A 14,860-nucleotide genomic window follows, 5' to 3' on the forward strand; every position below is an offset into this window, starting at 1 on the left:
TTAATTATTAGCCTTTACTCCAAAAGTCCATCTAGTACAGCAAACGATTCTTCGCTATCACCTACAAAACGATGTAAAATTTTGCCTTCAGGATCTATAATAAACTTGGTAGGAAACCCAGCTACATTAAATTTTAACACAAAATCGTCATTACCTTTGCCATTCATTAAATGTGTCCAAGTATAATTGTTTGGTGTTATAAACTTTTCAACTTGCTCTTTGGTGTCACCTTGATTGACTCCAAGTACAGCCAATTTATCTTTATACTTTTCTTGATATGCTTTAACTTTTGGCATTTCGGCAATGCATGGTCCACACCACGTTCCCCAAAAATCAATGAGCACATACTTTCCTCGCAACGAATTAAACTCAAACGAGTCGCCAGAATAGGTGTGGTTGGTGATGAAGTTTTCAATGGTTTTTCCTATTAACGTCGCTTCTATACCAGCAACACGTTTTGCGACTGCTCTATAAAAAGGAAAGTCTTTTAAATTGTCACCCAGACTGTTAAATGTAGTAATGGCTTCATCATTAGTGATTTGACTTCGTAACATCATATCAGATAAATACCATGCTGCAGCTTCAGATTTAGGGTTTTCCATTACAAAGATTTTTTTCAACTTAATAACCTCTTTATCTAAATTTTTTATAGAATCTTCTAATACTTTAAATTGAGGGTCGTCTTCTTTTAACTTGTTCTTTTCCAATAACAAGTTTACCGATGTGTTCATCAAAGGAAAAATCTTACTATTGATCCTTGCTAAATCCTCATTGGCTTTAGTACCACTCGGGTAAGCGTTTATAAAATCGGTGACTTCTCCATTAAAAACAATATGGTTGCCAGGACTAGCCAAAAAAGCGAACTGAGAAGATTTTGCTGGATAATAACCTCGACCACTTCGTTTAATAGTACGCTCTACATTTGGCCAAAAAATAATATGCTCTGTATCATCAATCTTTGCAGTATAAGAGAAGCTGCCATTTTCAACAAAAATAGAATCTGATACACGATTACCTTCGGCATCTCTATAGCTTCTACTCATATAGTCTGTATCTAAGCCTTTAATGGTACCTGATACCATAAACGAATCGGCTGGGATTTTAACATCTTCTTTACATAATTGAAAAAGTGCTACTGCAAAACATATAGTGATTAATTTTATAAAGTTCTTTGGCATAACCTATTGTTTTTCTCCTGGCTTATAAGTTTTAGTAGCTCGTTTTTCAACATCTTCTCTGTAATACGCTACATCTTTAAATTCACCATCTGCGTAGCGTTGTGCTTGGTCATCAAAATGAGGTGAATCAGGATCGCCACTTTGGCCTCCTGCTAACATAGACTTTGCTTTGACTTTATCTCCAAACTCCACTACAGCAACAAAACTATTTCCAGAAGTTCCGTATTGTCGCTTGGTGTTTTTTCCAAAACGAGTTCCATACGAGGCTAAAGCTCCCCAAGAACCAGATGCCATACCTACAGCAATACTTGGTTGTGAGTCGTCAAACTCTTGGTTGATTTTACCATCCAAACGTTGAAAGCGGTTAAACTCTCCCCAAGGTGTTTTCCATGAACCAAAATCTTCAACTAGTTTATCTAAAGCTGTTTGGAACACCTCTAGACGTTCTTCTGGGGTAGCAGTTTTACTCATATAATCAAAGCGTCCTAATCTAGTAATTCGTTTATTACCTGTCATGGTTGGAATGTTTCCTGATTTATAATAGGCGTTTAAATAAAATTGAGCGAGTGTCATTTCAACTGATGCTTTAGACACTCTAAAATCCCAGTTCTTTAATAAGGCAATAGCTTCCTTAGCTTCTGGTGTTTTTGCTGGTGTTTTTTCGGCAGCTTTTAATAAACCAGAAATTAATAAATCGGCTCCTGGTAAATACGTGTCGTAAGCTAAATCGATTAAAGAATCTAACGTTAAATCGTTTGCTTTTTGTAATAAAGGAATGGCGTGCATGCCTCTAAAATTTTCTGGATACGAACTCATATACTCTGGATAATCTTCTTTTTTAGGACTATATTCTCCAGCACTTGTAAATGGTGTGGAGTTACAGTTTTGTATCCAGCCATTTGGTGGATTTAGCACCAAAATATTGTCTTCAAGAGGATGAAGTCCATCCCAATCTGTTTCAGGGTTACTTCCATCAACAGGTTTTGTATAATCGTAGTTTTCATTACGTTTTGGAATAAAGTTTCCATGATAATAGGCAATGGTTCCGTCAGCATCGGCATATACCGTGTTGTTTGATGAGTTGGTACGAATATCCATCATTTCATAAAACTCATCATGATTCGATTTTTTGGTTCTAGTAAACGATTGCTCTAAAGCTTTTATTGGACTCCACATTAATGCGGTAGAGACCCATTTGTCACCATTAGCATGCGTTACTGGTCCATGATGTGTGCGATACATTGTAAATGTTTTATTTTTTAATCCATCAGCCGATTTGTAATTTAAAGTTACTTCCAAAGAATCTAAAGGGAGCAGTTCTTCACCATATTTATAGGATGTTTTTCCATCTTCTTTTACGATAGTCTCCTCAAATTCATCAATAATATCTGTTCCAGTTGAAGTGTGCATCCAACCTGTCTTTTCGTTAAATCCTTGATATACGAAAAATTGTCCCCAGGTTACAGCACCATAAGCATTTAAGCCTTCTTCACTAACTACGTGTACTTCGCCACGAAAATAAAATGATGTATGCGGATTTATAAGTAGCATCGCATCACCAGATTTTGTTTTATCACCAGAAATAGCAAAACCATTAGAGCCTCGTGGTTCATCATCTTTTAATCTGATTAATCCATCGTTTACAGTAACTGTGTTATCTTCTGATGCATCATAAAAATCTTTAATTTTTCTAGTGGACACTCTTTCGATATCACCACCAATAGAGCCTTCGCTAAAATACATTGGCATCCAAGGTTCAAAACGAGTTAACAGTTTTGGTGTGACTTCTGGATGTGTTTTAAGGTAATAGTTTATACCATCAGCAAAAGCATTGCACAAATCTTTTAACCATTGTGGACTGTTATTATAGTTTTCAATCGCTTCTTCCTTGGTCATGTATAACCTAGCTCTTAAATCACTGTAAATTGATGCTTCTCCTTCAATTTCTGCCAATCTTCCAATGGCCCAAATGTAGTTGCGCTCTACACGATTAAAGTCATCTTCACATTGTGCGTATAATAAACCAAACACGGCATCAGCATCAGTTTTACCATAAATGTGAGGTACACCAAAGTCGTCTCTAATAATTTCTACATTTTCGGCATGTTGTTGCCAACGTTGTTCTTCATCTGCTAGTTTGTTTTCGTTTTTACAACTAACTAGAACAAAAATAATGAGGATGTATAATATACGATTCATAATGGTTGGTTTTTAGTGTTTTAAATATTAAAATGAGTTTTGATTAAGTCAAATCTTGGAGATGACCAAGTTAGTTTTTTTTTCTTACAAAATCAATGTGTTTTTTGTTGTTAAAAGCTAAAAGGATGCCTACCTTTGCGCACCCGAAAAATGGATAATTATGAGCAAGAAAAAAGAAGTGACTTTCGATGTGTTAATCGAAATCCCAAAAGGTAGTAGAAATAAATACGAGTATGACTTTGTCTTAAATAAAATTCGTTTTGATAGAATGTTGTTTTCGTCAATGATGTACCCAGGAGATTATGGATTTATTCCTGAAACTTTAGCATTAGATGGCGACCCATTAGATGTTTTGGTATTAGGTGCAGAACCAACATTTCCTATGTGTGTCATGGAAGTAAAACCTATTGGTGTATTCCATATGGCTGATGAAAAGGGACCAGACGAGAAGTTAATTTGTGTACCAATGAACGATCCTATTTGGCAAAATCACAATGATATAGCTGATATTAGCTCACATAGGTTAAAAGAAATTGAACACTTCTTTCAAGTATATAAAGATCTAGAAAAGAAAAAAGTTGATGTAGGTGGTTGGGGAAATGCTTCAGAAGCTATAGAGATATTTCATAAATGTGAAAAGCGTTATGATGATAGTGAGCATAAAAAGAACCGCACTTTTACCATATAAATAGTACTTCAACAAAAGCAGCTAAGCCATTCTTTATAAATTGAGAGTGGCTTTTTTTATCTACCATATTTTACTATTTTTGGCGGAGTTCAAAAAATAAACAACTAACATATGGAATTATTAGTAAAATTTTTACCTGCATTTGGAGTTTTAGCATTACTATTTGTATTTGTTAAAAATGTTTGGGTATCCAAACAAGAAGTAGGTGACGAAAAAATGGCTCGTATAGCCAAAAATATTGCAGATGGTGCAATGGCATTTTTAAAGGCTGAGTACAAGGTTCTTGCAATTTTTGTTATAGCTGTAGCAGTCTTATTGTTCTTTAAAGGTAACAATGAAGAAGGTTCAAACTGGATGGTAGCTGTATCATTTATAGTTGGAGCTATTTGTTCGGCATTAGCTGGATTTATTGGAATGAAGGTCGCTACCAAAGCAAATGTTAGAACGACTCAAGCTGCTAGAACATCATTAGGAAGAGCATTAGAAGTTGCTTTTGCTGGAGGTTCAGTAATGGGTCTAGGTGTTGTAGGCTTAGGTATTTTAGGATTAAGTGGCTTATTTATGGTATATCAAATGATGTGGCCAGGAGCTGAAAATATTCCAATGGTACTAAATGTACTTTCTGGATTTTCTTTAGGAGCATCATCAATAGCTTTATTTGCACGTGTTGGTGGTGGTATTTATACCAAAGCAGCCGATGTTGGAGCGGATCTTGTTGGTAAAGTAGAAGCTGGTATTCCAGAAGACCACCCTTTAAACCCTGCAACTATTGCAGATAATGTTGGAGATAATGTTGGAGATGTTGCTGGAATGGGAGCCGATTTATTTGAATCATATGTAGGGTCTATTATAGGTACTATGGTATTAGGAGCTATTATTATAACACCTAATTTTGATGGTTTAGGAGCTGTTTATTTACCCCTAGTTCTTGGGGCTGTAGGAATAATTATGTCTATCGTAGGAACATTTTTCGTTAAAGTAAAAGATGGTGGTAATCCGCAAACAGCATTAAATATTGGTGAATTTGGTTCAGCTGGCTTAATGGCAGTTGCAACTTATTTTTTAATTCAAGAATTTATTCCTGAGACATTTAGCTTAAATGGGATAGATTATACATCCATAGGTGTTTTTATAGCTGTAATAGCTGGTTTAATAGCTGGTTTAGCAGTTGGAAAAATAACTGAGTATTATACGGCAACAGGTAAAAAACCTGTAATGTCTATTGTAAAGCAATCTGAAACAGGGTCTGCCACAAACATTATCGCTGGGTTAGGTGTAGGTATGATGTCCACTGCAATTCCAATTATTTTAATCGCTGGAGCTATTATTGTTTCTCATCATTTTGCAGGATTATACGGTATCGCTATTGCGGCTGTAGGTATGTTAGCAAATACAGGAATTCAGTTAGCTGTAGATGCTTATGGACCAATTTGTGATAATGCTGGAGGTATTGCAGAAATGGCAGAATTGCCAAGCGAAGTACGTGAGCGTACGGATAAATTAGATGCTGTTGGTAATACAACTGCAGCTGTTGGTAAAGGGTTTGCTATTGCTTCGGCAGCGTTAACAGCGTTAGCATTGTTTGCTGCTTTTATGCAAACAGCAGGTGTTACTGCAATTGATGTTTCTCAGCCTAAAATTATGGCTGGATTATTAGTAGGTGGTATGCTGCCATTTGTATTCTCTGCCTTATCAATGAATGCTGTAGGTCGTGCTGCAATGGCAATGATTGAAGAAGTTAGACGTCAGTTTAGAGATATTCCTCAATTAAGAGCAGCTTTAGAAGTAATGCGTAAGTATGACAGTGATATGTCTAAAGCGTCGGATGCTGATAGAGAAATATTTGATGCAGCGGATGGCGTTGCAGATTATGGAAAATGTATTGATATTTCTACAAAAGCCTCAATTAAAGAAATGGTATTACCAGGTTTGTTAGCAATCGTTGTTCCTGTAGCCGTTGGATTTATTGGGGGAGCAGAAATGCTAGGTGGTTTACTTGCAGGTGTAACTACTTGTGGTGTGCTTATGGCGATTTTCCAATCGAATGCTGGAGGTGCTTGGGATAATGCTAAGAAAACTATAGAGGAAGAAGGTCGTAAAGGAACAGAGGCTCATAAAGCAGCTGTTGTAGGTGATACTGTTGGAGATCCATTTAAAGATACATCAGGACCATCATTAAATATCTTATTAAAGTTAATGTCTGTTGTAGCATTAGTTATTGCGCCAAGTATTGCTTTAACTGGAGATAGTACTTATGCGGTTGAAGCAAATGAAAAAGTTTGGATTGATCAAGACGGAAAAAAACATATTGTTAAAGGTGAAGATATGGCAATGTTAACTGAAGAAGCTGAAAAAATAGTGAAAGTCAATATTGAAAAGAATGACGATGGTACTGCAAGAGCTACTGTAACAACGACCACTACTAAAAATGGTGAAACGACTACTGAAGATAAAGTATATGAAGGCGCTTTAGAAGAAGTTAAAGCACAGTTAGATGCTTTGGAAGATGTAGAAACTAAGGTAGAAGACAAAAAGAAGATGATTAAAAAAGTTGTAGATGAAGTAGAAGAAGAGAAAAACTAATACTTCAAATGTTATATAAAATAAAAAACCACGCAAATCGCGTGGTTTTTTTATGTCTAAAAATGATATTTAATCATCTTTTGGAGTCTCTCTATTCATTTCAATCATATCAACATCACTTACTTTAACACCTAATAAGTGCTCGCTAAAATAATCGGCTTTTTGCCAGAAGAAATATTCCGTCATATTTCCATAACCATGTCGTTGTGTTGGAAATAAGAAAAAGTCAAAACGCTTATTGGCTTTTATCAAAGCATCAGCCATTCTAATAGTTCCAGCTGGATGCACATTATTATCAATATCTCCAGTAGTTAACATTAAATGTCCTTTTAAATTTTCTGCTAACGATTGGTTTTTATCAATCATATACTTGTAACTAATTTTTCCGTCAGCATCCTTTTCTTCCTTAATCCCATGGTGTGTTTCACTCCACCAACTATTATAGACTGTATTATCGTGATTTCCTGATGATGATACAGCAACCTTAAAGAAATCAGGATATACCAACATAGCTGCTGTACTCATAAAACCACCACCAGAGTGACCAAAAATACCGACTTTATCAATATCTATAAATGTGTGTTTGTCTGCTAGTTGCTCTGCTACATATTTTTTATCTGCTAAACCGTAGTCTCTTAAATTATTGTAGCCATAGGTATGATACCATTTAGAACGTGCAGGATGACCACCTCTGTTTCCTAAGGTAACCACAATAAACCCAACTTGAGCCAAACGATCGGTTCTATTCATTCTAGGAGAGAATGATTTATTTACTGCTTCAGTTTGTGGTCCAGGATATACGTATTGAATTAATGGGTATTTTTTGTTTTCATCAAAATTAAACGGTTTGTACATTACTCCATAAATGTCTGTAATACCATCATCTGCTTTAAATTTAAAAGGTTCTGGAAATTGATAGCCAGTAGCCATTAGTTGTGATAAATCAGCTTCTTCTAATTTCATAACTAGTGAACCGTTACTGTTTCTTAATTCTGATTTAGGTACTGTATTTACTCTGGAATAGTTACTAACAAAGAATTTTTTTGAATCAGATACATTTATATCACTATTAAAATCACCTGGATTTAAACTTTTAAATCCTGTACCATTAAGGTTAATTCTATATAAATGTGCATAGTAAGGGTCTATGTTTTTATCTACACCATTGGCTGTAAAATACAAGACACGTTCTTTTTCATCGATACCTTGAAACGTATCTACATGAAATTCTCCATTGGTTACTTGTCGTTTTAAATTCCCATTAGCATCGTATAAATAATAATGTCCCCAACCATCTCTTTCGGACCAAAATAGGATTTCAGATTCGTTATTGAATAATCGAATGCTTTTTCCTCTGCTTTCAATATAGGTGTTAAAATGTTCTTCGATTAATGTGGTTACTTCACCTGTATTAATATCAGCAACATGCACATCAAATCGTTTACGATCTCTACTAGTCGTGTTGAAGTAAATTTTTCCTTTTTTAGAAAGCAGCATTGCAGGTTTATGTTTGCTGTCATCACTTTTCTTATATCTGTGCGAATATAATCCAACACTTTGTTGAACTGTAGTGTCTAATTTAACTTCTGTCATTCCTTTAGTAGGAATATCAAAAATGTGCACATAAGGCTTATAAAACTCTTGTTCTCCAGCCATGTGATATTTATAGGTCTCTAGAGTTGGACGATCTTTAGTTGCCGAATTAATTACCCATAAATCTTTAATATGTCTAGAATCGGTACGTTGTAGTACAAACTTTTTAGAATCGTGTGACCATAAACCAAACACACTTTTTCTATCATCTTTGGTCTTTTCTTTTTCTACGTTGGTTTGTCCTCTTCCGCCACCACCATAGCTGAAATGCTCAACACCATCGGTAGTCCATTGGTGTTCTACAATGGTTGAGTCTTTTTCGTCTTCAACAGCTTTTAGGAAATTTTCTTTGTCCATCCAGTACAAATTGTGCTTTTTTGAGAATAACACAATCGAACTATCAGGTGCTACATTTGCCCAACGAATACGTTTTTCGTCATCTTTAGAATTATCAATAATAGTGAGTCCATTTCCACCTAAACGATATTCAAGATAGTACACCTTTTTCTCCATTTTAGGTTTTTTCTTCTTTTTAGCTTTTGTAGAATCTGCTTTTTTTTCATTATCTTTTTTCTCGTCTTTAGCTTCTACCTCTTCAGTAGAAGTTACTCTAAAACGAATGGCCGTGTCATTTTTTACAAACTCAAAGTTAAAGCGTGGTAAATGCTGTGCATCGTATGGGTCTTTCGTGATTTCGGTTAACCACTTTGCCATTTTGGCATTATCGAATAATTTCGTTCTAGTACGTCTATCAGGATCTACAATGTAGTAGTTAGAGCCTTCAGTGGTTTTGTATTGATACCAAAAACGATTACCTGTTTTTAGCCAATTAGGACGAACTGTAGTAGAATGTACTAATTTACCAAGATTTGCTGGTGAAAACTTTGAGGCTAATCTATAATTAGGTGTTGGTGTTTGAGATTCATCTTGAGCAAAGATGAAAGTCGTGCTTAAAGAAAGGATAAGCAAGAATGTAATTTTTCTCATAATTATTGGTTGGAAATTTATATAGACTTTAGTTTGAAAGACTAAAATAATAAATCTAACTTTTAAAAAGAGAGGTTGTTATGTTAAAATAAACCGTGAATTTCGGCGTCAATTTTGTTTAGGATGCTTCCTAAGTCTTCAGGGTTATCTACAAAGTCTAAATTATCAACATCAATAATAAGTAATTTGCCTTTGTCGTAGCCATGAATCCAAGCTTCATAACGCTCGTTTAATCGACTTAAATACTCAATGCTAATAGAGTTTTCGTAATCGCGACCACGTTTATGAATTTGTGATACTAAATTAGGAATTGAGCTTCTTAAATAGATTAATAAATCGGGGCCTTTTACTAAAGATTCCATAAGTTGAAATAAAGACGAATAATTCTCGAAATCTCTATTAGTCATTAATCCCATGGCATGTAAATTGGGTGCAAAAATATGAGCATCTTCGTAAATGGTTCTGTCTTGGATAATTTCCTTGCCACTTTGGTGAATTTGTAAAACTTGTCGAAAGCGACTATTTAAAAAGTAAACCTGTAAATTAAAGCTCCAACGCTCCATTTGATTGTAAAAATCATCTAGATATGGATTGTCCACAACATCTTCAAGTTGCGCTTCCCATTTATAATGTTTAGCTAATAATTTTGTAAGCGTAGTTTTTCCTGCACCAATGTTTCCAGCTACTGCAACATGCATAATTTTAATCGTTTATTAGTTGGTATTGGTGAAGCATTTCACCGTTGTAAATATACAAGGTTTCATCGGTTACAAAAAACCGATTTATTAACAAATTTGGAAGCGAAATAGGAAGTGTCTTTTTTGAATCTCGATTTAGATAAAATAAGTTATTACCTCTTTTTAGAATAATATTTCCATTGCTTTCGGCTAATTCTTCAAAGCCATTATTTGGTAGTTTTGAGACGAGACTTCCAAAATAATTATAGGTATAAATAAAAGCATCAGTTAAAAGCCAACAAAAATTATAGTTGCTTTTTAAATCTAATATATTTCCTTCTGTTGGAAGGGTTATATGTTTTGTTTTGTTAGTTATAAAATTGAAAAGTTCTAACTGTTGGGTGTTGCTATTAAAAATCCAAATGGAGTTATCGTTAGCCGAAGATACTTTTGAAACTATTCTTAAAGGCGATAAAAGATTAAAGTCTATTTTTTTTATGTCTGATAATCTATTGTCTAAAATAATAACCGTATTAAAACTTTTGTAGAAAAGGTTAATCTTTAAAGGATTAAAAGTATTGGCAGAGGTAATGTCTCCTAACTGTAAATTAGTATATTCAAAACGTCCTTTGCTTCCCTTTAAAAAAAGAGTTGTATTATTTAGGTTGTAATGCGTGTTGAACTTATCAATGCTTATAAGAGTGCTATCATCTAACGTTTGTTTTGATATAAGCTTGGTTGAAATGTTTTGCTGACCAAAAAGTGTAAATGATATTAAAATTGATATATACCTAACGTACTTCATATAGACTTGAAAAGTACAAAAATCAAACCACTTTTAGCATATTAGTTTATAGCCAAAACCACGAACGTTTACAATTTGTATGGAGCTGTCTTGTTTTATTTTTTTACGAAGTTTGGTAATATAGACATCCATACTACGTGCGGTAAAAAAATCGTCAGTTCCCCAAAGTTTGTTTAATATTAACGATCGATCTAAAACCTCGTTTTTATTTTTTATTAAATGGAATAATAAATGCGACTCTCTATGTGTTAATTGTATTTTATCTTGGTTTTTATATTGTAATGTTTGCTTTGGAAAATCAAATATAAAATCGCCTATTTTTAAAATATCTGATGTCTTTTGAAGCGTTGTTCGTTGTAACAAATTATGAATCCTCACGATGAGCTCTTCCATGCTAAAAGGTTTCTTTAGGTAATCATTGCCACCAATGGTAAAGCCCTCGACCACATCTTGTGTTTGTGACTTTGCTGTTAGAAAAATAATTGGAATACTATCATCTTCCATTCGTATTTCTTTTGCAAGTGTAAAACCATCTTTTTTAGGCATCATCACATCCAAAACTAATAGTTCTGGTTGCTCTTTTTTGTATATTTCATAAGCCTTTTCGCCGTTTTCACAAAGTAGTACGTTAAAGTTTCTAGTTTCTAAACTTTCTTTAATAATTTGCCCTAAAGCTGGTTCATCTTCGGCTAATAATATGGTGTTTTTAAGCTTTTCCATTAGGAATAGAAATTTTAAAAGATGTCCATTTGTTATCTAAGTCTAAAAACACAATGCCATCGTGTTTTTCAATAATTTTTTTAGCGTAATACAAGCCAATTCCATAGCCTTTTACGTTATGCGTGTTTCCTTTAGGCACACGATAAAATTTTTCAAAAATTTTATCTTTACTCTCTTTGTTTAATTCTTTTCCATTATCATTAATAGAGACTGTGAAGCAAATGGTGTTTTTATTAAGAGAAACCTCAATGTTTTTGCCTCCATACTTTATAGCATTATCTATAATATTATTTAATGCATTCTCAAAATGAAAAGGATCTATGTTTGCAATAATATCATTTTTGGGATGGTTAAATGTTAAGGATTTCTCTTTTAATTCTAATCTGTGTTTGTTAATAAGGTTTTGTGCTAGATTGGTAACATTGGTTTGTTCTTTTTTTAACTGCAAATTTTCACTGTCTAGTGAAGCTGTTTCAAGAAGCTTCTCAACCATAGTATTTAATTTAGATAGCTGATTGCTTGATATGTTTAAATACGATTGTGTTTTTTCTTTGTCATTAATAACATTAAAATCTTTAATGCTTTCAAGTGCCACTCCAATGGTTGCAATAGGTGTTTTAAATTCGTGAGTAATATTACTTATAAAATCGTTTTTTACTTCGGCTAACTGTTTTTGATGCTTAATAATTTTTAAGAGGTAAAACAGGCAACTAATAACAGCAAGAACAAGTAGTGTAGATATTAATATACCAGTAAGTATTCGCTTTAAAATTTCTTTAGTTGAGTTTGAAAAGCCAACATATAAATTGCTGTGAGGTGGTAAAAAAGGAGATTTGGAAAATGTAACTAAATCAGAAGAATCTATAAGTTTGTTAGATGTAGAGTCTAAAAGGGTATCGTTAAAAGACAGATCTAACTTATAGCTAATGTCAATACTTTTCGTTGCGATTTCCACTTTAAAAATAGAATCTATTTTTTGTAATTGTAAAGAATCGCTTGTTAATGAAATAAGCACTTTAGAAGTAAGCATTTCAAAACCCATTTCTTTTTCAATTATCGAGTCACTCAAAACATTATGTATGCTTCTTCTAGAAGGGAAACTTTCGTTAATATTTATAAACACCGAATCCATATTAATTCCTTTATATATCTTAACAGCATCACCAGATTCTATATCAAAACTATCTATGTTAGTAATATTAGATTTTGCTAAATCTATATAATGCATAACACTGTCTATGCTTTTGCTTTGTAATAATGAGTCTCCATTCAGGGAGGTTCTAAAAGCAAATCCATAGGTTTTTTCTTTAGCTAAATTGGTGTAGTATTTTTCAATCGCATTGTCTAAGCTTGCTTGCACATCGTTAACCAATTGTTGTTCGTTACTTTTGTAGTTATTAAAATTCCAATACACTTGTATGGCTATTGTGCTTATGATTACAACCACAATAACATATAAAACCCATTGGTATCTTTTATCGTTCATGCTTCAAATGTAAATGTTAAAAAGGTATAAAGCCAATCGGTTAACACTAGTTAACACTAGTTAACGGTAAAATTATAAATTGTAAATCATATTTGTAATGTCAAATTATAAATCAAAAAAGAAAATGAACAGGTTTACAAAATTACTAACAGTAGCTATGTTGTTTGTTGCAACTAGCATTATAGCACAAGATTTTCAAGGTATAGCAACTTATAAATCGCACCGAAAAGTAGATATTAAGTTAGATAGCTCTCAAATGAATTCCGATATGCATAAGCGTATGATGAATATGATGAAAAAGCAATTCGAGAAAACCTATCTTCTTACATTTAATAAGGAAGAATCTGTTTTTAAAGAAGATGAGCAGTTAGAAGCGCCACAACCTCAAGGAATGGTTGTAGTAATGAATGTTACAGGAGGATCAGATGTGTTGTATAAAAACACAAAAGAAAAACGCTATACCAACCAAAACGAATCGTTTAGTAAACTCTTTTTAATTAAAGATAAACTAGAAGATTTAAAATGGGAGTTAGGTAGTGAAACTAAAAACATTGGCAATTATACTTGTTACAAAGCTACCTTAAAAAGAGAGGTTGAGGTTCGTGAAAGTGGTGTAAGTATTAATGGTGATAAAGACCTAGATCAAGAAGCAGAACCTAAAATGGAAGAAATTACTATTACAGCTTGGTACACGCCACAAATTCCAGTAAGTACAGGACCTAGAAACTATCATGGTTTGCCTGGTTTGATTCTGGAAGTTACAGATGGTACTGAAACTTTAATGTGTAGTAAAGTAGTATTAAATTCAGAAAAAACCATCGAAATAAAAGAACCTAAAAAAGGACAAAAAATCACTCAAGAAAAATACGATGCTATTATGGAAAAGAAAATGAAGGAAATGAGAGAGCGTATGCGGGATAACCGAAGAAGTCGTGATGGTAACAGTTTTGAAATTCGTATTGGAAATTAATCTCTAACATTATCACATTAAACCATTCATCATTTTTATAGTCAAATACATATTTAACCTCTTAGACTAAAAAAAGATGAAATCAAACTCTGTTAAACTATTAATTAGCTGTTTAGCTATTATGACCTCTGTGTTTTCTTATGGACAAGAATTTCAGGGAAAGGCGTACTATTTTTCTAAAACAACCATGGACATGGATAATTTTGGAGGGAGACAATTGAGTGACCAACAAAAGAAGATGTTTGCTGAAAGAATGAAAAGCATGTTTGAAAAAACATTTATTCTAACGTTTAATAAAGAAGAATCCATTTATAAAGAAGAAGAAAAATTGGATGCGCCATCAGCTGGAGGTAGAGGCGGAATGCGTTTTGGAGGCATGTCAATGACAGGAGGTGACCAATATAAAAACGTAAAAGAAAATAAATTACTTATTGAGCAGGAATTTTTTGGCAAACAATTTTTAGTAAATGATGAATTAAAAAAACTAGAATGGGTCATGACTGCCGAAACAAAGCAAATTGGTAAATACATGGCAATGAAAGCAACAGCTATTGTAGAACTGGATAATACTGATTTTTTGAGTGCTAGAAGAAGAGATAGAAATAATGATAACGCAAAAGCAAACGATTCTACAAAAATCAACAACTCAAAGAATGAAGTAGAAATACCTAAAACGCAAACAGTAACAGCTTGGTACACACCACAAATACCAATTAACCAAGGGCCAGGAGAGTATTGGGGACTTCCAGGATTAATATTAGAAGTTAGTGCTGGTAGAACAACTATTTTATGTTCTAAAATTGTATTAAATCCTGAGGAGAAAAACGATATAAAGCGACCTTCTAAAGGAAAGAAAGTAACACAAAAGGAATATACCCAAATAGTTAAGGACAAAATGGAGGAAATGATAAATATGCGTGGTAGAGGGAGATCAGGAGGAGGTCGAAGAAATTAAAATCATTAATCAAAATCAA

The 14,860-nt window shown here is 33.5% G+C and carries 11 protein-coding genes; 4 read left to right on the plus strand and 7 right to left on the minus strand.

Annotation, left to right across the window (positions count from 1 at the left end):
- Positions 1–14: 14 nt before the first annotated feature.
- Together E5167_RS03090 and E5167_RS03095 are read right to left on the minus strand one after the other, a co-directional pair.
- A complete protein-coding gene (locus E5167_RS03090) occupies positions 15–1,178 on the minus strand; it encodes a TlpA disulfide reductase family protein (RefSeq protein ID WP_136840961.1) in 1,164 nt (387 codons plus the stop codon).
- 3 nt (positions 1,179–1,181) lie between these two features.
- Positions 1,182–3,377, minus strand: a complete 2,196-nt coding sequence (locus E5167_RS03095; protein ID WP_136840963.1) for an acylase — start codon at positions 3,375–3,377, stop codon at positions 1,182–1,184.
- A gap of 160 nt (positions 3,378–3,537) precedes the next feature.
- Between E5167_RS03095 and E5167_RS03100 the strand changes: the two genes are divergently transcribed.
- Positions 3,538–4,065 (plus strand): inorganic diphosphatase, encoded by a 528-nt coding sequence (locus E5167_RS03100; RefSeq protein WP_136840965.1) that lies wholly within the window; start codon positions 3,538–3,540, stop codon positions 4,063–4,065.
- 111 nt (positions 4,066–4,176) lie between these two features.
- Positions 4,177–6,648, plus strand: a complete 2,472-nt coding sequence (locus E5167_RS03105) for a sodium-translocating pyrophosphatase (protein WP_136840967.1) — start codon at positions 4,177–4,179, stop codon at positions 6,646–6,648.
- 69 nt (positions 6,649–6,717) lie between these two features.
- On the opposite strand, the gene E5167_RS03110 is transcribed toward E5167_RS03105, so the two are convergent.
- The 5 genes from E5167_RS03110 to E5167_RS03130 all read right to left on the minus strand — a co-directional run bounded on the left by E5167_RS03110 (position 6,718) and on the right by E5167_RS03130 (position 12,916).
- A complete protein-coding gene (locus E5167_RS03110) occupies positions 6,718–9,228 on the minus strand; it encodes a S9 family peptidase (protein ID WP_136840969.1) in 2,511 nt (836 codons plus the stop codon).
- Between the two features lie 83 nt (positions 9,229–9,311).
- Entirely contained in the window at positions 9,312–9,926 is a 615-nt protein-coding gene (locus E5167_RS03115) for a deoxynucleoside kinase (protein WP_136840971.1), read from the minus strand.
- Between the two features lie 4 nt (positions 9,927–9,930).
- A complete protein-coding gene (locus tag E5167_RS03120; RefSeq protein ID WP_136840973.1) occupies positions 9,931–10,710 on the minus strand; it encodes a hypothetical protein in 780 nt (259 codons plus the stop codon).
- A gap of 33 nt (positions 10,711–10,743) precedes the next feature.
- Positions 10,744–11,430 (minus strand): response regulator transcription factor, encoded by a 687-nt coding sequence (locus tag E5167_RS03125; RefSeq protein ID WP_136840975.1) that lies wholly within the window; start codon positions 11,428–11,430, stop codon positions 10,744–10,746.
- Positions 11,417–12,916: a sensor histidine kinase gene (locus E5167_RS03130; RefSeq protein ID WP_136840977.1), complete on the minus strand. Its 1,500-nt coding sequence runs from the start codon at positions 12,914–12,916 to the stop codon at positions 11,417–11,419. The genes E5167_RS03125 and E5167_RS03130 overlap by 14 nt, the downstream gene beginning before the upstream one ends.
- A gap of 97 nt (positions 12,917–13,013) precedes the next feature.
- Between E5167_RS03130 and E5167_RS03135 the strand changes: the two genes are divergently transcribed.
- Together E5167_RS03135 and E5167_RS03140 are read left to right on the plus strand one after the other, a co-directional pair.
- Entirely contained in the window at positions 13,014–13,886 is an 873-nt protein-coding gene (locus E5167_RS03135; RefSeq protein WP_239021934.1) for a GLPGLI family protein, read from the plus strand.
- 76 nt (positions 13,887–13,962) lie between these two features.
- Positions 13,963–14,841 carry a GLPGLI family protein gene (locus tag E5167_RS03140; RefSeq protein WP_136840979.1) on the plus strand — a complete coding sequence of 293 codons (879 nt, stop codon included), beginning with the start codon at positions 13,963–13,965 and terminating at the stop codon, positions 14,839–14,841.
- Positions 14,842–14,860 lie beyond the last annotated feature (19 nt).

Source organism: Pontimicrobium aquaticum (assembly GCF_005047595.1).
In the GTDB taxonomy this organism is placed as follows: Bacteria; Bacteroidota; Bacteroidia; order Flavobacteriales; family Flavobacteriaceae; genus Pontimicrobium; species Pontimicrobium aquaticum.